The sequence below is a fragment of the Streptomyces sp. NPDC096046 genome (assembly GCF_040303285.1).
In the GTDB taxonomy this organism is placed as follows: Bacteria; Actinomycetota; Actinomycetes; order Streptomycetales; family Streptomycetaceae; genus Streptomyces.
Window position 1 is genome coordinate 17,279 of record NZ_JBEOSZ010000007.1, and the last position, 20,961, is coordinate 38,239.

The window sequence follows — 20,961 nt, forward strand, 5'->3', positions numbered from 1 at the left end:
TGATGGCGGTGGCGTTCGCGGGGGTACCTGTTGGGTGTTCGCGGGACGTACCCGCTGGGTGTTCGCGGGACGTACCCGTGAGGCGGTTGCCAGTCCTGCCCGTAGGGAGGCCCTGGTCGTACCCGTAGTACCTGAGAGCTAGGCCGCAGGTGAGTCCTGCGGCGGGACGCGGACGAGGTGTCCCGCTCCGTAACTTCCCTTCCACGCAGACCCGATGGCCGGGTGCGCTGGAGGAGGACGACCATGGGGTCCGCACCGCAGTACCGCCGTGGCGGCGGCAGGCGCCGCGCCGGCCGATGGCGCCGAGCCGCGCTCGCCGCCCTCATCACCGGTGCGGTGGTCGTCCCCCTGTCCGGCGCCGTACGACCGCAGACCCCCGCACCGGCCCCCGCCCACCTCGCCCCCCTCAGGGCGTCGACGCTCGACGAAGCGTACGCGGCCAACCGGGCCAACGCCGCCGAGGCGGCCCGTACGGCCGCTGTCCACCACGACCGCGCCCGTGCCGCGACGGACCGTCGTCTGGCCGCCCCGGCCCGACACCTCCTGCGGTTCGACGGACGCGGCTCCGGCCGGGTGACGGAGGTCCTCGGCGACCTCGCCCGGGCCGACCGCGTCGCCGTGCTGGTCCCCGGCTCCGACACGAGCCTCGACACCTACGGCCGGTTCCACACGGCGGCCGCCGCCCTGCACCGGCAGCTCACCCGGCAGGCCCCGGCGGGCACCCACACCGCGGTCGTGGCCTGGCTGGGCTACGAGACACCGGGCACGGTCAGCACGACGGTCACGACGACCGGCAGGGCGGAGCAGGCGGCCCCGCACCTGCGCGCGCTCGTCGCCGACCTGCGTGCCATAGCGGGCGCGGGACCGCGCATCTCGCTGCTGTGCCACTCGTACGGCTCGGTGGTCTGCGGCCGTGCCGCCGCCGGGCTCGCCGTCGACGACATCGCGCTCGTCGGCAGCCCCGGCACCGGCGCGGACACCGCCGCCGGCCTGCACACCCGCGCCCGTCTCTGGGCGGCCCGGGGCGGCGGCGACTGGGTGGAGAACGTCCCGCACGTCGACCTGGACCTGTTCGGCACCACCGTCGGCTTCGGCACCGACCCCGTCTCTCCGGCTTTCGGCGCCCGGGTCTTCGCGGCAGGCGACGGCGGCCACAGCGACTACTTCAGGCCCGGCTCGGCCTCCCTGACCAACCTGGCCCGGATCGTCCTGGGCGACACCGAGGCGGTGACTCATGACTGACATCGGCGTACGCGGCGGTGAGGTGAGCGGCGGTGAGGCGAACGGCAAGGAGCTGAGTGGCGGAGAGCTGAGCGGCAGTGGCCGGCGAGACGGTGGCCCGCGTGGCGCCGGCCCCCGCGGCGCCGGCCCTCGTGTTGCCGGCCTCCGCGGCATCAGCCTGCGCGGGCTCCGCGCAGGCCTGCGCCATGGTGCCGATCGCATAGGCTCTGCCACCCCGCCCGGCCGCGACCGGGCCGTGGACGCTCTGCGTGCCGCCGCCGTCCTCGGCGTCGTTCTCGGGCACTGGCTGGTCACGGCACTCGTCGCCGACGGCGGCACGCTGCGCACGGCCAGCCCTCTCCAGCACATGCCCTGGCTGACGCCCGTCTCGTGGCTGTTCCAGACGCTCGCGGTGTTCTTCCTGGTCGGCGGCCATGTGGCGACGCGCAGCCATGCCTCGGCCCGGGCCCGGGGCATCCCGTACCACCGTTGGCTGGCGGCCCGGCTGTCCCGGCTGTTCCTGCCGGTCGCCGCCGTCCTCGGCCTGTGGACGGTCGCCGCGCTCGCGCTGCTGCTGTCGGGTACGGATGTCATGACGGTGCGGGCGCTCGTGAAACTGGCCCTGTCCCCGCTGTGGTTCCTCGTGGTGTTCGCGGGCCTCACGGCGGCGGCCCCGCTGCTGTCCCGGCTCAACCCGCTCTGGCCGCTGGCCGTCGTCCTGCACGTGGACCTGCTGCGCTTCGGGCTCGATGGCCCCTCCTGGTTGGGCTGGGTGAACGTGGCGGCGGGCTGGACGGTGCCCTACACCCTGGGCGCGGCCTGGTCCCGGGGCGAGCTGGAGCGCCGCCGCGCGGGCTGGGTCCTGCTCGCCGGTGGTGCGGCGGCGACCGCGGGGCTCGTGGCGTGGGCGGGCTACCCGGCGTCGATGGTAGGCGTCCCAGGCGAGGGGATGTCCAACTTGGACCCGCCGACGCTGGCCGTCGTCACGTTCGGGCTGGCCCAGTGCGGTCTCGCCCTGCTGCTGCGCGAGCGGCTGCGGCACGCGATGCGCCGGCCCGTGGGGCGGGCGGCGGTGGCCCTCGTCAACCTCTCCGCGATGACCGTCTTCCTGTGGCATCAGACGGCCCTGATGGCCACGACGGCCACCGGCCTCCTCGCGGGCCGGCTCCCCGGTCTGCACACGGTGCCCGACGGTCTCGGCTGGGTCGGTGCCCGGCTCCTGTGGCTGCCCGTGTTCGCGCTCGCCCTCGCCGTCTGCTGGGCCGCCTTTCGTTTCTTCGAGCGGGGCGGCGGCCGGGACCCCGAGTCCAACCGCAGGTCGCGGGTGGTACGGGCGCACCGTCCGTCCGACCGGGACGCAGCGGCGAGGGCGCGGCATGTCTAGGCTGGGCCGCGTGACGGACACGGGGGTGGGCCGCGCGCTGCGAGCGCGGGTCAGGGGCTGGCTGCGGGTGCTGCGCCAGGACCTGTGGACGGCCCGGGCGGACCCGCTGCCGCCTTCCACCTGGCTGCGCTGGCTGCCGCACGGGCTGCTGTGCCTGGCCGCGTTCGGCATCACGCTCGGCGGTGCGAGCGATCTCACGAGCAACGGGCATCTCGGTTCCGGCCTGGCCCTGCTGGTCGCGGGCGGGCAGGGCGGCGCCGTGGTGCTGGGGCTGTGGCGGCCGGTGCCGGCATGGTGGCTGTCCCTGGGGATGTTCACCCTGGGCGCTGTCACGGTGCATTCCCGGCTGGGCTTCGACCTGGAGACCTACACCTGGCCCTGGACCGCGGCCGGAATCATCGCCCAGATGTTCGTGCTGCTGCTGCTCGCGCTCCGGGTGCCCACCCGTGCGGCGGTGGCGGCCCTGGCGGTGACCGGACTCGTCACCCACGTCTTCGAGAGACTGTGGACCGGGGCGCGCTACGACACCACCGGCGTGCTCGCGATCTCCCTGTTCACCGTCGTGGTGATACTGGGCAGCGCCCTGCGCGGCCGGCGCGAGGCCCGCGCGGAACTGGTCGAGCAGACCACGCTGACCGCCGAGGAACGCACCCGGCGCACCCTGCTGGAGGAGCGCAGCCGCATCGCGCGGGAACTGCACGACGTCGTGGCCCACCACATGTCGGTCATCTCCATCCAGGCGCAGGTCGCCCCGCACCTCGTGGAGAACCCGCCCGACGAGCTCAGGGAGAACCTCGCGGGCATACGACAGAACGCGCTGGAGGCACTGACCGAACTGCGCCGCGTGCTGGGCGTGCTGCGCTCGGAGCACCCCGGGCCGGGGGAGCCGTTCGCCGACGCGGGTGACGAGACCGCCCCGCACGCCCCGCAGCCCACGCTCGACCGGCTCGACGCGCTGGTGGACAACACCCGGGCGGCCGGACGCGAGGTCGTCACCGACATCCGGGGCGAGCGGCGTCCACTGCCGCCCGGCGTGGAGCTGTCGGCGTACCGGATCGTGCAGGAGGCGCTGAGCAACGCCCTGCGGCACGCGCCCGGCGCGCGGATCACGGTCCGTCTCACCTACGAGCCGGACGGCCTGGAGGTGGAGATCGTCAACGGCCGCCCGGCCGGGCCGCCACCACCGTCGACGGGGGCGGGCCACGGACTGCTCGGCATGCGGGAGCGGGTCGCGATGCTCGGCGGCACCATGACGGCGCACCCGTGGCACTGGGACGGCTTCAAGGTCACCGCCTTCCTCCCGGACACCCCGCCCGCAGACGCCCCGGGCACCGACCACCCCACGGCCCGCAGGAAAGGCACCTCATGACGAGCGGCACCGGCAAACCCATCCGGGTTCTCATCGTCGACGACCAGGCGATGGTCCGGCAGGGCTTCACCGTGCTGCTCGGCATACAGCCCGACATGGAGGTCGTCGGCGACGCGAAGGACGGCGAGGGCGGCATCGCCCTGGCCGCGGAACTCGCCCCGGACGTCGTCCTGATGGACATCCGCATGCCCGGGATCGGAGGCATCGAGGCCACCCGGCACATCACCGCGGCACACCCGGACATGCGGGTGCTGGTGCTCACCACCTTCGACCTCGACGAGTACGTGTACGACGCGCTGCGCGCCGGGGCCTCCGGGTTCCTGCTGAAGGACGCGTCGTCGGAGCAGCTCGCCGAGGCGGTCCGGGTGGTCGCGGCGGGGGAAGCGCTGCTCGCCCCGGTCATCACCCGCAAGCTCATCGCCGAGTTCTCCCGGCTGGACGGCAGACCCCGCGTCCCGCTCAAGGAACGCGTCGGCGACCTCACCGAGCGGGAGACGGAGGTGCTCGCGCTGATCGCGCAGGGCCTGTCGAACGCGGAGATCTCCCGGCACCTGTTCGTGGCCGAGCAGACGGTGAAGACCCACGTCGGCCGGATCCTGGTGAAGCTGGGCCTCCGGGACCGGACGCAGGCCGCGGTGTTCGCCTACGAGTCGGGGCTGGTGCGGCCGTCGGGGTACTGAGGGCGGTGCCGCTCCTCCCCGGTCGCCTCCGTGGTAGCCGCTCCTCCCCGGTCACCTCCGTAGCGCCGGGAGCCGGGGTGCGGCCGCGCACCATCCGGTCCATGCGCGGCCGGTCCTCCCCGGTCCCCTCCACAGCGGCCGATCCTCCCCGGTCACCCCCGTAGTACCTGAGAGGGACGCCCTATGACCCCTCTCACTGGGGACGACCGCGACGCCCGGGTACGCCTACCGTTCTGTACGTGACCGAGACGACTCACACCCAGACCCCGCCGCCGGGGGCCGGGGCCAAGCCGCGCAGCCCGGAGTACCGGGTGGCCGTGGACTCCCTGCGCGGGCTGCGGCAGGACCTCTTCCACGACGCCTTCGCCTACCGGCCGCTGGCCCGCAGGAGCACGAGCGGGCGGTTCCTCCGGCGGCTGCCGGCCAGGCCGCGGGAGTACGCGGCGTGGGCGCCGCACGCCCTGATCATCCTCGCCGCTCTGATCACCCTGCTGCTGTCCAGCGCCAGCGTCGACACCGGCGGCCTGGCGCCGCTGATGGTGCCGCTGACCGTGCTCCCGGTGCTGATGACCATGACCCGGCCGGTGGGGGCGTTCTGGCTGTCGATGGCCGCCACCCCGATCACCGGCATGTTCGGCAGCGGCTGGGGCCAATGGCCGTGGCAGGCCGGCAGCTTCGCCTGCCATCTCACGGTGCTGACGGTCGTGGCGATGCGCACCAGGCCGCGCACGGCGGGGTGGATGTGGGCGCTGACCGCGCTCTACGCCCTCATCGCCGACGCCGGCATCGGCCCGAACGACATGTACGGAACCAACTCCGGCCCCATGCTGGTCCTGTCGGCCATGATCCTGCTCTGCGTCACCGTCTGGCACGTCCGGCGCCACGCGGAGCAGGAGGTCACCGCCCAGCTGACGGTCACCGCGCACGAGCGCTCCCGCCGCACCCTGCTGGAGGAGCGCACCACGATCGCCCGGGAGCTGCACGACGTCGTCGCCCACCACATGTCGGTGGTCGCCATCCAGGCCGAGGCCGCGCCCTACCGGGTCGAGAACCCGCCGCCGGAGCTGGAGAAGGCCTTCGCCACCATCCGGGAGAACGCGGTGGCGGCCCTGACCGAACTGCGCCGTGTGCTGGGCGTCGTCCGCGCCGAGGACTACGAGGCCCCGGACGCCCCGCAGCCCACGCTCGCCGACCTGGACGGGCTGCTGGCCAACGTGCGGGAGGCCGGGCTGACGGTGGACAAGGTGGTGATCGGGGCGGTGCGGGAACTGCCGCAGGGCGTGGAACTGTCGGCGTACCGGATCGTGCAGGAGGCGCTGAGCAACACCCTGCGGCACGCGCCGGGCGCGACCGCCCGCGTGGAGATCGGGTACGTTCTCGGCGGCCTGGGCCTGCGCATAGTCAACGGCCCGCCGCCCAACCCGAGCCTGATCAAGCCCTCGCCCGGCGCCGGGCACGGCATCACGGGCATGCGGGAGCGGGTGTCGATGCTGAACGGCGAGATGACGGCGGGCGGCACCGACGACGGAGGTTACGAGGTGGCGGTGTTCCTGCCGGTCACCCTGCCGGACGAGGACGACGCATGACCATCCGGGTCCTGATCGCGGACGACCAGATGATGGTGCGTGAGGGTTTCTCGGTCTTGCTGAACGCGATGCCGGACATCGAGGTCGTCGGCGAGGCGGTGAACGGCCGGGAGGCCGTCACCAAGGTCCGCGAGCTCGCCCCGGACGTGGTGCTGATGGACATCCGCATGCCCGAACTGAACGGCATCGAGGCGACGCGCGAGATCGTCGCCGCCGACGGCGCGGCGAAGGTGCTGGTGCTGACCACCTTCGATCTCGACGAGTACGTGTACCAGGCGCTGCGCGCGGGTGCCTCCGGATTCCTCCTCAAGGACGCCTCGGCCCGTCAGCTCGCCGACGGGGTGCGCGTGGTGGCCTCCGGGGAGGCCCTGCTGGCCCCGTCGGTGACCAGACGGCTGATCACCGAGTTCTCCAAGCTGTCCGCGACCCCGCGCCTGATGCCGTCCGCGCAGGCGGCGTACGGGGACCTCACCGACCGGGAGACGGAGGTGCTGGTCCTCATCGCGCAGGGCCTGTCGAACTCGGAGATCGCGCAGCGGCTGGTGGTCGCCGAGTCGACGATCAAGACGCATGTCAGCCGGATCCTGGTGAAGCTGGGCCTCCGGGACCGGACCCAGGCGGCGGTGTTCGCCTACGAGGCGCGGCTGGTGACGCCGGGGTGACGAGCGGGCGCCACCCCTGGTCAGAGCGGGGGATGCCGGGCTAGCGTCCCTTCATGGCAGCTGCTTTCGACCTCGGGTTCGACCCGTGGGACCCGGCGTTCCTCGCCGACCCGTACCCCGCCTACGCCGAACTGCGTGCCCGGGGCCGCGTGCACTGGTTCGAGCCCACGAACCAGTGGCTCGTCCCGCACCACGCGGACGTCTCGGCCCTGCTGCGCGACCGGCGCCTCGGCCGGACGTACCAGCACCGGTTCACGCACGAGGAGTTCGGCCGCACGGCGCCCCCGCCGGAGCAGGAGCCGTTCCACACGCTCAACGATCACGGGATGCTCGACCTGGAGCCGCCGGACCACACCCGGATCCGCCGCCTGGTGTCGAAGGCGTTCACACCGCGCACGGTGGAGCGGCTGAAGCCGTATGTGCGGGGCCTGGCCGACGATCTGGCCTCCGCGCTGGTCGAGGCGGGCGGCGGCGACCTGCTGAAGGATGTCGCCGAGCCCCTGCCCGTCGCGGTGATCGCCGAGATGCTCGGCATCCCGGAGTCCGACCGGGCTCCGCTGCGCCCCTGGTCGGCGGACATCTGCGGGATGTACGAGCTGAACCCGTCCGAGGACACGGCGGCGAGGGCGGTCCGGGCGTCGGTGGAGTTCTCCGACTACCTGCGCGAGCTGATCGCGGCCCGCCGCAAGGAGCCGGGCGAGGACCTCGTCTCGGGTCTCATCGAGGCCCACGACGAGGGCGACCGCCTCACCGAGCAGGAGATGATCTCCACCTGCGTCCTCCTCCTGAACGCCGGTCACGAGGCCACGGTGAACTCCACGGTCAACGGCTGGTACGCCCTGTTCCGCAACCCCTCCCAGCTGGAGCTGCTGCGCGCGGACCACACGCTCATCCCCTCCGCCGTCGAGGAGCTGATGCGCTACGACACCCCGCTCCAGCTGTTCGAGCGCTGGGTCCTGGACGAGATCGAGATCGCCGGCACGACGATCCCCCGCGGCGCGGAGATCGCCATGCTCTTCGGCTCCGCCAACCACGACCCGGCGGTGTTCGACACTCCGTCCGCCCTGGACCTGACCCGCACCGACAACCCCCACATCTCCTTCAGCGCCGGCATCCACTACTGCATCGGCGCCCCCCTGGCCCGTATCGAACTGGCGGCCTCGATGGGGGCGCTGCTGGACAGGGCGCCGACGCTCCGGCTCGCCGCCGAGCCGGAGCGGAAGCCGAACTTCGTGATCAGAGGGCTGGAGGGACTGGCCGTCGAGGTGGGGTGATCACCGCCAGGGGGGACGTCGACTGCTCACATGGTCATGTCCCTCCTTCGCAGCCCCGCCAGGCCCCCGGCCACCAGCATGACCGCCGGCCCGGTCAGCGCCGCCACCGGCTCCCACTCCATGGAGCCGCCCGGCAGCTTCGGCAGGTGCCCGAACGGGGAGAGGTCCAGCACCGCCTGCGGCACGTCCAGGGCGGGTCCGATCCAGCCGATCAGCAGCACCGCCCCGGCGACGCCCCACGCCGCCATGGCCGCCCGGGGCAGGACCCCGTACAGCAGCACCGCCAGCCCGCCGATCACCCACACCGCCGGAAGCTGCACCAGGCACGCGCCCATGAGGGGGCCGGCCTCCTTGCCGTAGCCGACGGCGAGGCCCCCTCCGGCCAGGAGCATGATCAGGGCGGCACCGCCGAAGGCGATCACCAGATGCCCGGCGGCCCAGCTCAGCCGCCCGACCGCGTTCGCCAGTACCGGTTCCGCCCGGCCCGAGGTCTCCTCGGCGTGCAGGCGCAGCACCGACGCCACGATGTACAGCGCCGCGACCAGGCCCAGCAGGCCGGCCATGGACGCCAGGAACGCGTCCTCCAGGCCGGACTGTCCGCCCATCCGCTCGAAGATCCGCCGGGCATTGTCGTTGTCGCCGACCAGGTCGGCCGCACCCTCGGCCAGGCCGCCGTAGACGACCCCGGCCAGGAAGAAGCCGATGCTCCAGCCCAGCACGCCGCCCCGCTGCAACCGCCAGGCCAGGGCCCCCGCGTTGCCCAGGCGGCCGGACGCCGGGCCCGGCCGCGTCGGCAGGAAGCTCATGCCGAGGTCCCGGCGGCCGGCCAGGACGTAGGCCACCACACCCTGGAGTGCCGCCGCCCCTGCGAGCAGCGCCAGCACCCACCAGCGCTCGGACGCGTAGGGCCGCAGGTTCTCCAGCCACCCCAGCGGCGACAGCCACGTCAGCGCCGACGAGCCGTCGTGCGTCACCGAGTCGCCCGCCGCGCGCAGCACGAACGCGATGCCCAGCACCGCCGCCGTCAGACCGCGGGCCGGCCGCGCGCTCTCCGTCAGCTGCGCGACGATCGCCGCCATCGTGGCGAAGACCATGCCGACCGCGGCGATGCCGAGCCCGAGAGCCAGAGCCCCGGTGATGCCCTGGCCCGCCAGGCCGGCCGTCAGCAGCAGCGCCAGCGCCCCGTTCGCGACCGCTGCCGCCAGCAGGGCCGCCGTCAGGGAGGCCCGGCGGCCCACCATGCCGGACGCCACCAGTTCCTGACGGCCGCTCTCCTCCTCGTCACGGGTGTGCCGTACGACGACCAGCAGGCTCGTCACGGCCGCCAGTGCACCGGCGTAGACACCGGCCCGCCAGGCGGTCAGCGCGCCCAGGGAGTCACCGAAGACGGGTCCGACCATCGCGCGCAGCGAGGAGTTGGTGTCCACCTGCCGGATCAGGTCGGCGCGTTCGGCGGGGGCGCCGTACAGGCCCTCCAGCGCGCCCGGCATGGAGAGGACCATCAGCGCGTTCACCGCGACCCAGACCGGGACCATCAGCCGGTCACGGCGCAGCGCGAACCGCAGCAGCGTGCCCGTACCGGCCAGTTGGCGTGCGCTGCCGGACCGCACCGCGAAGGCCGTCATCGGACCGCCGCCTCGGCCGCCTCGTCCTGGTAGTGCCGCAGGAACAGTTCCTCCAGCGTCGGCGGGGTCGACGTCAGCGACCGCACCCCCGACTCGGTCAGCGACCGCAGGACACCGTCCAGCCGGTCGGTGTCGACCTGGAGCCGGACGCGGCGCCCCCGCACGTCGAGGTCGTGCACGCCGGGCAGTTCCGCCAAGCCGCCCGGCGGGCCCGCCAGCTCGGCGACGACACTGGTGCGGGTCAGGTGGCGCAGGTCCGCGAGCGAACCGCTCTCGACCGTACGGCCCTTGCGGATGATGCTCACCCGGTCGCACAGCTCCTCGACCTCGCTGAGGATGTGGGAGGAGAGCAGGACCGTACGGCCCCGGTCGCGTTCCTCCTCGACGCAGCGCCGGAAGACCCCCTCCATCAGCGGGTCCAGACCCGAGGTCGGCTCGTCCAGGATCAGCAGGTCGACATCCGAGGCGAACGCGGCCACCAGGGCGACCTTCTGCCGGTTGCCCTTGGAGTACGTGCGGCCCTTTTTGGTGGGGTCGAGTTCGAAGCGCTCGACCAGTTCCGCCCGGCGCCCGGCGTCGAGTCCTCCGCGCAGCCGGCCGTAGAGGTCGATGACCTCGCCGCCGGAGAGGTTGCGCCACAGGGTCACGTCCCCGGGGACGTAGGCGATCCGGCGGTGCGCCTCCACCGCGTCCGTCCAGGGATCGCGGCCGAGCACCCGCGCGGCGCCCGAGTCGGCGCGCAGCAGGCCGAGCAGGACCCGGATGGCGGTGGACTTGCCGGCGCCGTTGGGGCCGAGGAAGCCGTGGACCTCGCCGGTGGCGACGTCCAGATCGAGTCCGTCGAGCGCGCGCGTCCGCCCGAAGGACTTGTGCAGTCCGGAGACGGTGATGGCCTTCGTCATGTTCAGAACGTACAGTTCTTTCAGGAATTTGTGAAGATAAGAAACGCTTTGAACCCTGGATAGGGTGGGCCCCATGACAGGATCAGCCGGGAACGCGCGGGACGCCGAGGCGGTGTCGAGGTTCGTCGAGTCCTTCGCGGCGCAGCTCGTCGAGGCGGGCCTGCCGCGGATGCCCGCCCGCGTCTTCGTCGCGCTGCTCTCCTCGGACGAGGGCGCGATGACATCCGCCGAACTGGGCGAACAGTTGCGGATCAGTCCGGCGGCGGTGTCCGGGGCGGTGCGCTACCTGGCGCAGCAGCACATGGTCTCGCGGGAACGGGAACCCGGATCGCGCAAGGAGCGCTACCGGGTGCACGGCAACCAGTGGTACGAGGCGCTGACCAACCGTGAGGCCGTCATCAAGCGCTGGGAAGGCGCCCTGCGCGAGGGCCTCACCAGCCTGGGCGCCGACACCCCGGCGGGCCGCCGTATGGCCGAGACGCTCGCGTTCTTCGAGTTCGTCGAGGACGAGGTCGCGGCGATGATGGAGCGCTGGAGGGCGCACCGGGAGAAGATGTTCGGCCGGGAGTGAGAAGCGTGTGCTCGCGGCGAAAACCGCCCTCGCGGCCGCACGGCCCGGGCTCACTGCCCCGCCGGCGCCGGTGGCGAAAACCGCCCTCGCGGCCGCACGGCCCGGCTCACTGCCCCGCCGGCACCGTCAGCCCCCAGGCCCCTTCCCGCACCACCCAGGTCCGGGTCCGTACCGGCCCCGACACCACCGTGTCCGCCCGGTAGCGGAAGTGCGCCCCCGACACCGTCACCGTCCGCCCCCGCGCGAGCAGCGGAGAGGCCTCGGCGCCCACCGACAGCGGTCTGACCTCCACCGAGGCGATCCCCGCGGCGCCCGGGGACACCGACACCGCCTCCACCGGCTGGTTCAGGTCGACGAGGGTCTCCCCGTCCACCTCGACCCGCAGCCGGGACGGCCCCGGCTCGGGCGCGGCGGCGAGCCGGGACGGGCGGCCGGCCGGGACCAGGGTGCGAACCAGGTACTGGCAGGTCCGCAGCCACGGGCGGCCCGTCGCGTCCTCGGGATCCCCGGTTCCCGGATCCTCGGCCGCCGGGAAGGGGGAGAGCGGCGGTATCCGCAGCGCCCCGAGCACCACCCCGTCACTGTCGTCGACCATCAGGTCCATCCGCCGCTCGACCCCGTCGAGCACCGCCCGCGCCGCCGCCACCGTCCCCGCCGGCACCCCCAGCGACCGGGCCAGGGACTGCGCGGCGCCGACCGGCACCACCGACAGCGCGCATCCGGCCAGCTCCCGGTGGCGGTGCAGCAGCGCCACCGCACGGATCAGGGCCCGGTCGTCGCCCACCACCACCGGACGCCGCGAGCCCCGCCGGGCCAGTGCCCGCGCGAATTCCTCGGGCCCGTCCGGCAGGCACAGCTTCATGCCGGCACCCGCTCCGAGCACGTCTTTCGCGATCCTGACGGACTCGCCGTCCGACCTACGGGCGACCGGGTCGACCACCACCAACAGCTGCTCGGACGTCGCGGAAGTCGCCACCTCGGCCATGCCTCGCTTCCTCGGGTAGCATCTTTGTGCAAGAGCCCCTTGCGCTATTGCGCCAGGGGCTTCGTCTATTCCGGGGCATCCGGTCCGACGGTTGGCGGCCAACGGCGGTCGCGGTGCACGCGGCTCCATACTTCCGCGTGCGCCCTCGACCATGGACATGCCCCACCCGGAAGGGGTGTACGCGCGTGCCCGCACTTGTGCTGCTCGGTGCTCAGTGGGGTGACGAAGGCAAGGGAAAGGCCACCGACCTGCTCGGTGGTTCAGTGGATTATGTGGTGCGCTACCAGGGCGGCAACAACGCCGGCCACACGGTGGTCGTCGGTGACCAGAAGTACGCACTGCACCTCCTCCCTTCCGGAATCCTGTCTCCCGGCTGTACGCCGGTCATCGGTAACGGCGTCGTCGTCGACCCGTCGGTCCTGCTCTCCGAGCTGAGCGGTCTGAACGAGCGTGGCGTCGACACGTCCAAGCTCCTCATCAGCGGAAACGCGCACATCATCACCCCGTACAACGTGACGGTGGACAAGGTGACCGAGCGCTTCCTCGGCAAGCGGAAGATCGGCACGACCGGGCGCGGCATCGGCCCGACCTACGCCGACAAGATCAACCGCGTCGGCATCCGCGTGCAGGACCTGTACGACGAGTCGATCCTCACGCAGAAGGTCGAGGCGGCCCTCGACGCCAAGAACCAGATCCTCACCAAGCTCTACAACCGGCGCGCGATCGCCGTGGACCAGGTGGTCGAGGAACTGCTGGCCTACGCCGACAAGCTCGCGCCGTACGTCGCCGACACCGTCCTGGTCCTCAACCGGGCGCTGGAGGAGGACAAGGTCGTGCTGTTCGAGGGCGGCCAGGGCACGCTCCTCGACATCGACCACGGCACGTACCCCTTCGTCACCTCGTCGAACCCGACCGCGGGCGGCGCCTGCACCGGCGCCGGTGTCGGCCCGACGAAGATCAGCCGGGTCATCGGCATCCTCAAGGCCTACACGACCCGGGTCGGCGCCGGTCCGTTCCCGACCGAACTGTTCGACGAGGACGGCGAGGCGCTGCGCCGCATCGGCGGTGAGCGCGGTGTCACCACCGGCCGTGACCGCCGCTGCGGCTGGTTCGACGCGGTCATCGCCCGCTACGCGACCCGCGTGAACGGCCTGACCGACTTCTTCCTCACCAAGCTCGACGTCCTCACCGGCTGGGAGCAGATCCCGGTCTGCGTGGCGTACGAGATCGACGGCAAGCGCGTCGAGGAGCTCCCGTACTCCCAGACCGACTTCCACCACGCCAAGCCGGTCTACGAGATGCTCCCGGGGTGGAACGAGGACATCTCCAAGGCGAAGACCTTCGGTGACCTGCCGAAGAACGCCCAGGCGTACGTGAAGGCGCTGGAGGAGATGTCCGGCGCCCCGATCTCCGCCATCGGCGTCGGCCCGGGCCGGGACGAGACGATCGAGATCAACTCGTTCATCTGACCCCACCCGTCCGTACCACCGCCTCCGGCGGCATGCCCGCCCACGCGGGCCGGCCGCCGGAGGCGGCATGCCCGCCATCGCTCTCTGGCTGCGCAGGGACGGCACCTTCGAGACGGATCTGCCGCTGCGCCTCGCTCCGCCGAGGCCGAGGTCCGCCGAGGTCCCCCACGCCCGGCTGCCGCAGGAGCAGCCTCATCACCTCTCCCATTCGAGTGATACGCCCTCTGACCGGTGCTGCGGCCGGCGCCTGGGCGCAGACCGCTGTCCGAGGCGGCAGGCGGTCGCTGTGATCAGACCGCGGAAAACGTGGCGGGGGCGGCCGCCGTCCTGCCGCGGGGACACCCGCGAAACAGGCATAACGGGCATAGGGTGGAGTCATCGGTCCGCGTGCGTCGACCAGAAGAAGGTGAGTGCGATGCGCGTACTGCTCAAGGCGTCCATGGACACCGAGAAGGCCAACGAGGCCATCCGGAACGGCACCATGGGGAAGCTGATCCAGGAGTCGATGGAACAGATCAAGCCCGAAGCGGCCTATTTCACCACTGACCATGGCAAGCGCACCGCCTACGTGGTCTTCGACATGCAGGACAGCTGGCAGATGCCGGTGCTCAGCGAGCCATTCTTCCTTCAGCTGGGCGCGGAGATCACCTACACGCCGGTGATGAACGCCGAGGACGTGCAGAAGGGCCTCTCCCAGCTGGGACGCTGAGCCGCCGGCTCAGCTGAAGACGATCATCGATCCCTGGGCGAGGCTGCGGGTCACGGCCGCGTGCAACCCGAGCCAGACGTGCCGTTCACGGGCGAACGGGCTCGGGTCGTACGGGGCGGGTACGGCGGGCTCCTCCAGCTCCGTCGGGGCGAGCGGCGGCCGGGGGGCCGCCGGCGGGTTGGCCGGGTCGATGCCGAGCGCCGGGGCGACCAGCTCCAGCTCCCGCAGCAGGGCGTGCGAGGAGCCCAGCGGGCCGCCGCCCGCGAGGAGATCGTCGTCGGCGAGCGGAGAGGGGAAGTCGACGGGGACGTAGGCGCCCGCGTGGTCGTAGTGCCAGACGAGGTGCGACTGCTGGGCCGTCGACTCGAACATCTCCAGCAACTGCTCGTAGTCGCCGCCCAGCTCGTCCACCGGCGCCACCGGCAGGCCGCACACCTGGAGCAGGTAGACGCGGCGCAGGAAGTGCAGCGCGTCGTAGTCGAAGCCCGCGACCGGGGCGACCTCGCCGGACAGGCCCGGCATGTACTGGTACACCGGCACCGGCGGCAGACCGGCCTCCGCGAGCACCTTGTTGTATTGCGCGAGTTCCTCGGCGAAGGGGTTGTCCGGCGTGTGGCACAACACGTCGACGAGCGGTACCAGCCACAGGTCACAGGCCAAAGAAGGCTCCTCGCTCAGCGCGGTGGTCGGGTAGCACGATGGTCAAGAAGGGTAGCGGTGCGCCGCGGGCACGGCTCCCGCCGTGCATGTCCCATACCCATACGGACAGCGACGACTCGGGTCATCCGGAGGCGAGCCGCTCGATCAGGCTGAGCGAGTGCCTGTTGTACGCGGCGATGATCGCCCGGGCGGTGTCGTTGTCGCGGTCGATCAGGGCCTCGACCAGCTCGGTGTGACCGGCCCACAGCTCGCCGCGCAGATCGGTCAGCCGGCGCAGGTGCTGCACCGCGCAGACCCAGGTCTGGACGCGCAGCCGGTGCAGGAAGTCGGCGAGGTAGGGGTTGCCGAAGCAGGCGCCGAGCTCGCGCCAGAAGCGCAGGTCGTAGCCGATGAGGACGGTGAGGTCACCGGCGGCGGCGGCCCGCTGCGCCTCCTCGCCGCGCCGGCGGACCCCGGCGACGACGGCGGCGGCCCGGGGATCGTCCGGCCGCACCGCGTCGGGGCGTCCCTCGGTCAGCGCGAGGAACATCCCCTCGATGACCAGCCCGCGGGCCTCGATCATGCCGCGGAAGTCGTCGACCGAGTACTCGCGGACCCGGAAGCCGCGGTGCTGATCGGCTTCCAGGAGCCCCTGCGCGGAGAGGTCGACGAGCGCCTCGCGCACCGGCGTCGCGGACACCCCGTACTGCTCGGCGATCTCCTTGACCGTGAACTCCTGCCCGGGCTGGAGCCGCCCGGCCAGCACCTCGTCACGAAGCGCGTCGGCGATCTGCTGCCGCAGGGTGCTGCGTGTCACGGCGCCGTTGCCGGTGCTGGCGGGCATGGTCAGGGCGTCTCCCTCGTCGCGTTCGGTGGCGTGCGCGTACATGTCTACGAGCACGCCACCTTACGCGTTCGGATGAGGCGCGAGAATGTCGGTTACTGACGGGTTTACAGGTCTTTACCGCGTGTACTCGTCCGCCACCGAGAGCGCCGAGTCCAGCGCCGCGAGGCCCTCCTTCAGCTCCGCCTCGCTGATGTTGCACGGTGGCACCACGTGCGTCCGGTTCATGTTCACGAACGGCCACAGCCCGCCCTTCTTCGCGGCGGCGGCGAAGGCGGCCATGGGCGCGTTCGCCTCACCGGTCGCGTTGTACGGCACCAGCGGCTCCCGCGTCGCGCGGTCGCGCACCAGCTCCAGCGCCCAGAACATGCCCACGCCGCGCACCTCGCCGATGCTCGGGTGCCGCTCGGCGAGCGCCCGCAGCTCCGGCCCGACGACGGACTCGCCCAGCCGGGCCGCGTTCTCCACGACGCCCTCCTCGGCCATCACGCCGATCGTCGCGACGGCGGCGGCGCACGCCAGCGGGTGCCCGGAGTACGTCAGGCCGCCGGGGTACGGCCGCTTGCCGAAGGTCTTTGCGATCGCGCCGGAGATCGCCACCCCGCCCAGCGGCACATATCCGCTGTTCACGCCCTTGGCGAAGGTGAGCAGGTCAGGCGTGACGTCGAACAGGTCCGCCGCGAACCACTCACCGGTCCGCCCGAACCCGGCCATGACCTCGTCCAGGACGAAGACGATCCCGTGCCGGTCGCAGATCTCCCGCACCCCGGCGAGATAGCCGGGTGGCGGGACCATGATCCCGGCCGTGCCGGGGATGGTCTCCAGGATGATCGCCGCGACGGTCGAGGGTCCCTCGAAGGCGATCGTCGTCTCCAGGTGCTCCAGCGCCCGCGCGCACTCCTGCTCCTCCGTCTCGGCGTAGAAGCGGGAGCGGTAGAGGTAGGGCGCCCAGAAGCGCACGACCCCGGCCGTGCCGCTGTCGGAGGCCCAGCGGCGCGGGTCGCCGGTGATGTTCACGGCCTGCTGCGTACCTCCGTGGTACGAGCGGTACGCCGAGAGCACCTTGGGGCGGCCCGTGTGCAGGCGGGCCATCCGGATCGCGTGCTCGACGGCGTCGGCGCCGCCGTTGGTGAAGAAGATCTTGTCCAGGTCGCCGGGGGTCCGCTCGGCGATCAGCCGGGCCGCCTCCGACCGTGCCTCGACGGCGAAGGCGGGGGCGAAGGTCGTCATCCTCGCGGCCTGCTCCTGGATCGCGGCGACGATCTTCGGGTGCTGGTAGCCGACGTTCGTGTAGACGAGCCCGCTGGAGAAGTCGAGGTAGCGCCGGCCGTCGTAGTCCCAGAAGTGCGACCCCTCGGCACCGGCGACGGCGAGCGGGTCGATGAGCTCCTGAGCGGACCAGGAGTGGAACACATGGTCGCGGTCGGCGGCCTGCACGACGGCGCCGGCTTCGGGGTTCGGCTGAGGGGTCATGCGGGCGAGCGTAGGTGCGGTGGAGAGGGCGGTGAAATCGGCGGCCTGTCTGGCGTCGGCGGCATTCCGCGACAGGTTGTCCAGACGGAACGAGCGCTGTGACAGCGTGCTGTCTAATAGACAGTATGCTGTCATAAGACCATGGGATCGAGGAGGAGCCATGAACGCCACCGCCGCCCGGCACGGCAAGCCCGTCCATCTCGCCGTCTACGACACCCTCGCCGACTGGGAGACCGGCCACGCCACGGCCCAGCTCGCCCGCGCCGGCCGGGAGATCCGCACCGTCGGCCCGTCCACGGCCCCGGTGAGGAGCATCGGCGGTCTGCGCATCGGGCCCGACCTCGCGCTGGACGACCTGCGCCCCGAGGACAGCGCGCTGCTGATCCTCCCGGGCGCCGACCTCTGGGACGCTTCGGGCGACCTCGCCCCCTTCGCCCGCAAGGCCGGGGAGTTCCTCCGCGCGGGCGTCCCCGTCGCCGCGATCTGCGGCGCCACGGCCGGCCTCGCCCGGGAAGGCCTGCTCGACGACCGCGATCACACCAGCGCGGTCTCCTTCTACCTGGCCGCGACCGGCTACGCGGGCGGCGGACGCTACGTCGAGGCCGACGCCGTCACCGACGGCGGCCTGGTCACCGCGGGCCCGACCGAACCCGTCGCCTTCGCCCGGGAGATCCTCCGCCTGCTCGGGGTCTACGACGACGGGGTGCTCGACGCCTGGTACCGGCTGTTCCACGACTCCGACGCACAGGCGTACGAGGTGCTGGAGCAGGCCGGCGCGCTGTGAGCCGCGAGCGCCAGGACCTGCTCAGCCGCAGCGCCCTCGGGGTGTTCCGGCTCAACGGCCAGTTCCTCGCCGTCGCGGAGGAACTGGCCCGCCCCGCCGGGCTCACGGCCGCCTGGTGGCAGGTGCTCGGCGCGGTCCTCGGCGAACCGCTGCCCGTCTCCGGCATCGCCCGCGCCATGGGCATCACCCGGCAGAGCGTGCAGCGCATCGCCGACCTGCTGGTCGAGCGGGGACTGGCGGAGTACCGGCCCAACCCCGCGCACCGCCGCGCCAAGCTCCTCGCGCCGACCGGCGAGGGCCGTGCGGCGATCGCCCGGATCGACCCCGGGCACGCGGCGTTCGCCGACCGGCTGGCCGAGGCGTTCGGCGAGAGGGAGCTCATGGAGGCGGTGCGGACGCTGGAACGGCTGTCGCAGGCACTCGACCAGGTGGGGCTGCCCGGCACCCACCCCCCGCCTGTTACGGAACCGTAGACCTCGCCCGGACCCCCCCCGGCCCCGACCCGCACTATTCTCGATCCGTTGCTCGCATGTGGGGGGAAGGCGGCTGAGCGATGGAGAAGCTGGGGCCCGGGGATCCGCCGCGTATCGGCGCGTACCGGCTGCTGGCGCGCCTCGGTGCCGGGGGCATGGGGCACGTCTATCTGGCCCGCTCGGAGCGTGGCCGCACGGTCGCAGTGAAGCTGGTCCGTGAGGAACTCGCCGCGCAGGAGGAGTTCCGCGAGCGGTTCCGGCAGGAGGTGCGGGCCGCGCGGCGGGTCGGCGGCCACTGGACCGCGCCGGTGCTCGACGCGGACACCGAGGCGGCGGTGCCGTGGGTCGCCACGGGGTACGTCGCCGGGCCGAGTCTCCAGCAGGTCGTCGGGCACGACCACGGTGCCCTGCCCGAACGGACGGTCCGCATCCTCGCGGCCGGGCTCGCGCACGCGCTCAAGGACATCCACGCCGCCGGCATCGTCCACCGCGACCTCAAGCCGTCCAACGTGCTGGTCACCATCGACGGCCCGCGCGTCATCGACTTCGGCATCGCCCGCGCGCTGGAGACGGTGACGGACGGCGGGCTCACGCGCACCGGCGCGCTCGTCGGATCGCCCGGCTTCATGGCGCCCGAGCAGGTGCGCGGCGACCGCATCACCCCGGCGTGCGACGTCTTCTGCCTCGGCTCGGTCCTCGCCTACGCCGCGACCGGCGCCCTGCCCTTCGGCACCGCCAACAGCGGCGTGCACGCCCTGATGTTCCGCATCGCCCAGGAGGAACCGGACCTGGAGGGCGTCCCCGAGGGCATCGCCGACCTCGTCCGCGACTGCCTGCGCAAGGACCCCGCCGCCCGGCCCTCCCTCGACCGCGTCCTGCAGCGCACGGGTGCCGACGACACCGTCTCCGACGGCCGCGCCCTCGACCCGTGGCTGCCGAGCGCACTGGTCGCCCAGCTGGGGCGGCACGCCGTGCGGCTGCTGGACGCGGAGGACCCGGAAGGCGAGGGGGGCGGTACCGCCGGCGGTACCGCCGCGGGGCGGCAGGGCGGTGCCGCGGCCCGTCCGGCCGGTACCGCCGAGCGTCCCGGAGCCGAGCCGGCCGGTCGGCACGGTTCCGCCTCCGGTGCCGTGCCATCGCCTGGGCCCTCCGGGGTCCCCGGTGCCGTGCCATCGCCTGGGCCCTCCGGGGTCCCCGGTTCCGTGCCCGGTCCCGCTGCTCCGCCCGTCCCGGCCGGGGCCCCAGGGGCAGGCGCCGCCGCACCGTCCGCCCCTGCGGGACCCTCCGGTCCCGGTCCCACCGTGCCGTCCGCCCCCTCCGGCGGTCCCGGCCCGACCCCCGAACACGCGCCCGCCGCCGACGAGTCGTCGCCCCGCCCGGCGCTGCCCGCGGCCGGCGCGGCGGCGCCCGCCGCGACCCCCGGGCCGCCCGCGCCGGGCCTGCCGGGGGAGGGGCCGCCGGTGAACCACCTGCCCACCATGGTCGCGGGGCAGAGTGCGCCCCCGGCGCCCCGGCGACTCCCGGCCACCGGGGCCCCGTCCCACCCGCGGACGCAGCCGGCCCCGGCCGTGTACCCGGCGTACGGCCACCCCCAGCAGCACCCCCAGCCCGGTGCCCCGGGCGTCGCCCCGCCCCACCCCGCCTACGGCGGTCTCGGTACCACCCCGCCCTACGGCCCGACCCCGCCCTACGGCCCGACCCCGCCGTACGGCCCCCCGCAGCCACCGCCGCGCGGAGGCGGTCGTTCCACCGCGCTGCTGGTCGTGATCGCCCTGGTCGTCGCGCTCGCCGCGGGCGGGTCGGTGTACGCGCTGATGCAGGGCGGCGGTGACGACCGGGCCGACGACGGCCCCGGCCCCACGCACAGCACGGGCGCGCCCCCGACCACGCCGAGCCCGTCCCCGACGACCTCGCAGCCCGACATTTCCCCCTCCCCGGCGGACGGCACGATCCCGGCCGGGTACCTCGGCACCTGGGCCACGGCCATCGACAACGCCGACGGCGAGCACAGCCGTTCGCTCACCATCCAGCAGGGCGGACCCGGCGACACGGTCCTCTCCCTCGTGGCCGACGGCCCGACCAAGGGCGGCGGCACCTACCACTGCGTGTTCGAGGGGCGGCTGACCGCGGAGCCCGGTTCCGGCGGTGCGCTGAGCATCGGCCCGTCCAGCGTGAAGGTCGGGCAGCCCCGCACGGCGTGCACCCCGGGCGCGGCCACCGAGATCACCCTCCTCCCGGACGGCACGCTCCAGCGCGTGAACACCAGCAGCGGGGAGCGGCTGACGTACACGAAGCAGTGACCGACTCCTGG

Annotated in this window: 19 protein-coding genes; 13 read left to right on the forward strand and 6 right to left on the reverse strand. The window is 73.1% G+C overall.

What is annotated here, in order from left to right; translation table 11 throughout:
- Positions 1-243: 243 nt before the first annotated feature.
- From ABTX62_RS08445 to ABTX62_RS08475, 7 genes are all read left to right on the forward strand, one after another.
- Positions 244-1,242 (forward strand): alpha/beta hydrolase, encoded by a 999-nt coding sequence (locus tag ABTX62_RS08445; RefSeq protein WP_352115445.1) that lies wholly within the window; start codon positions 244-246, stop codon positions 1,240-1,242.
- Complete coding sequence (locus ABTX62_RS08450) at positions 1,235-2,605, forward strand: acyltransferase family protein (RefSeq protein ID WP_502997919.1); 1,371 nt, start codon at positions 1,235-1,237, stop codon at positions 2,603-2,605. The genes ABTX62_RS08445 and ABTX62_RS08450 overlap by 8 nt, the downstream gene beginning before the upstream one ends.
- A complete protein-coding gene (locus ABTX62_RS08455) occupies positions 2,598-3,974 on the forward strand; it encodes a sensor histidine kinase (RefSeq protein ID WP_352115446.1) in 1,377 nt (458 codons plus the stop codon). The genes ABTX62_RS08450 and ABTX62_RS08455 overlap by 8 nt, the downstream gene beginning before the upstream one ends.
- Positions 3,971-4,654 (forward strand): response regulator, encoded by a 684-nt coding sequence (locus ABTX62_RS08460; RefSeq protein ID WP_352115447.1) that lies wholly within the window; start codon positions 3,971-3,973, stop codon positions 4,652-4,654. The genes ABTX62_RS08455 and ABTX62_RS08460 overlap by 4 nt, the downstream gene beginning before the upstream one ends.
- Positions 4,655-4,893: 239 nt before the next feature.
- Complete coding sequence (locus ABTX62_RS08465) at positions 4,894-6,240, forward strand: sensor histidine kinase (RefSeq protein WP_352115448.1); 1,347 nt, start codon at positions 4,894-4,896, stop codon at positions 6,238-6,240.
- On the forward strand, positions 6,237-6,902 hold the full coding sequence (locus tag ABTX62_RS08470) for a response regulator (protein ID WP_283968110.1): 666 nt from the start codon (positions 6,237-6,239) through the stop codon (positions 6,900-6,902). Before ABTX62_RS08465 ends, ABTX62_RS08470 begins: the two co-directional genes overlap by 4 nt.
- Before the next feature lie 53 nt (positions 6,903-6,955).
- Positions 6,956-8,176 carry a cytochrome P450 gene (locus tag ABTX62_RS08475; protein WP_352115449.1) on the forward strand — a complete coding sequence of 407 codons (1,221 nt, stop codon included), beginning with the start codon at positions 6,956-6,958 and terminating at the stop codon, positions 8,174-8,176.
- 26 nt (positions 8,177-8,202) lie between these two features.
- On the opposite strand, the gene ABTX62_RS08480 is transcribed toward ABTX62_RS08475, so the two are convergent.
- A complete protein-coding gene (locus ABTX62_RS08480) occupies positions 8,203-9,801 on the reverse strand; it encodes an ABC transporter permease (RefSeq protein WP_352115450.1) in 1,599 nt (532 codons plus the stop codon).
- The gene (locus ABTX62_RS08485; RefSeq protein ID WP_352115451.1) at positions 9,798-10,703 is read right to left on the reverse strand and encodes an ABC transporter ATP-binding protein; all 906 of its coding nucleotides are present in this window, start codon (positions 10,701-10,703) and stop codon (positions 9,798-9,800) included. The genes ABTX62_RS08480 and ABTX62_RS08485 overlap by 4 nt, the downstream gene beginning before the upstream one ends.
- A 73-nt stretch (positions 10,704-10,776) precedes the next feature.
- Here ABTX62_RS08485 and ABTX62_RS08490 point away from each other — a divergent pair, with 73 nt between their 5' ends.
- Positions 10,777-11,274, forward strand: a complete 498-nt coding sequence (locus tag ABTX62_RS08490; RefSeq protein WP_283968106.1) for a GbsR/MarR family transcriptional regulator — start codon at positions 10,777-10,779, stop codon at positions 11,272-11,274.
- Between the two features lie 106 nt (positions 11,275-11,380).
- On the opposite strand, the gene ABTX62_RS08495 is transcribed toward ABTX62_RS08490, so the two are convergent.
- On the reverse strand, positions 11,381-12,259 hold the full coding sequence (locus tag ABTX62_RS08495) for a diacylglycerol kinase family protein (RefSeq protein ID WP_352115452.1): 879 nt from the start codon (positions 12,257-12,259) through the stop codon (positions 11,381-11,383).
- A 185-nt stretch (positions 12,260-12,444) separates the two neighbouring features.
- Here ABTX62_RS08495 and ABTX62_RS08500 point away from each other — a divergent pair, with 185 nt between their 5' ends.
- Both ABTX62_RS08500 and ABTX62_RS08505 read left to right on the forward strand, forming a co-directional pair.
- On the forward strand, positions 12,445-13,728 hold the full coding sequence (locus ABTX62_RS08500; protein WP_283968104.1) for an adenylosuccinate synthase: 1,284 nt from the start codon (positions 12,445-12,447) through the stop codon (positions 13,726-13,728).
- A gap of 415 nt (positions 13,729-14,143) precedes the next feature.
- A complete protein-coding gene (locus ABTX62_RS08505; protein WP_352115453.1) occupies positions 14,144-14,437 on the forward strand; it encodes a hypothetical protein in 294 nt (97 codons plus the stop codon).
- Positions 14,438-14,446: 9 nt separating this feature from the next.
- Here ABTX62_RS08505 and ABTX62_RS08510 read toward each other — a convergent pair whose 3' ends face one another.
- The 3 genes from ABTX62_RS08510 to ABTX62_RS08520 form a co-directional block, all read right to left on the reverse strand.
- Positions 14,447-15,097 (reverse strand): putative DNA-mimic protein, encoded by a 651-nt coding sequence (locus tag ABTX62_RS08510; RefSeq protein ID WP_352115454.1) that lies wholly within the window; start codon positions 15,095-15,097, stop codon positions 14,447-14,449.
- Between the two features lie 121 nt (positions 15,098-15,218).
- Positions 15,219-15,920: a GntR family transcriptional regulator gene (locus ABTX62_RS08515; RefSeq protein WP_352115603.1), complete on the reverse strand. Its 702-nt coding sequence runs from the start codon at positions 15,918-15,920 to the stop codon at positions 15,219-15,221.
- 117 nt (positions 15,921-16,037) lie between these two features.
- Positions 16,038-17,393, reverse strand: coding sequence for an aspartate aminotransferase family protein (locus tag ABTX62_RS08520; RefSeq protein WP_352115455.1), 1,356 nt, complete (start codon positions 17,391-17,393; stop codon positions 16,038-16,040).
- A 160-nt stretch (positions 17,394-17,553) separates the two neighbouring features.
- Between ABTX62_RS08520 and ABTX62_RS08525 the strand changes: the two genes are divergently transcribed.
- The 3 genes from ABTX62_RS08525 (at position 17,554) to ABTX62_RS08535 (ending at position 20,950) form a co-directional block, all read left to right on the forward strand.
- Complete coding sequence (locus ABTX62_RS08525) at positions 17,554-18,177, forward strand: type 1 glutamine amidotransferase family protein (protein WP_352115456.1); 624 nt, start codon at positions 17,554-17,556, stop codon at positions 18,175-18,177.
- Positions 18,174-18,650, forward strand: coding sequence for a MarR family winged helix-turn-helix transcriptional regulator (locus ABTX62_RS08530; RefSeq protein ID WP_352115457.1), 477 nt, complete (start codon positions 18,174-18,176; stop codon positions 18,648-18,650). Before ABTX62_RS08525 ends, ABTX62_RS08530 begins: the two co-directional genes overlap by 4 nt.
- 80 nt (positions 18,651-18,730) lie before the next feature.
- Positions 18,731-20,950 carry a serine/threonine-protein kinase gene (locus ABTX62_RS08535; protein ID WP_352115458.1) on the forward strand — a complete coding sequence of 740 codons (2,220 nt, stop codon included), beginning with the start codon at positions 18,731-18,733 and terminating at the stop codon, positions 20,948-20,950.
- Positions 20,951-20,961 lie beyond the last annotated feature (11 nt).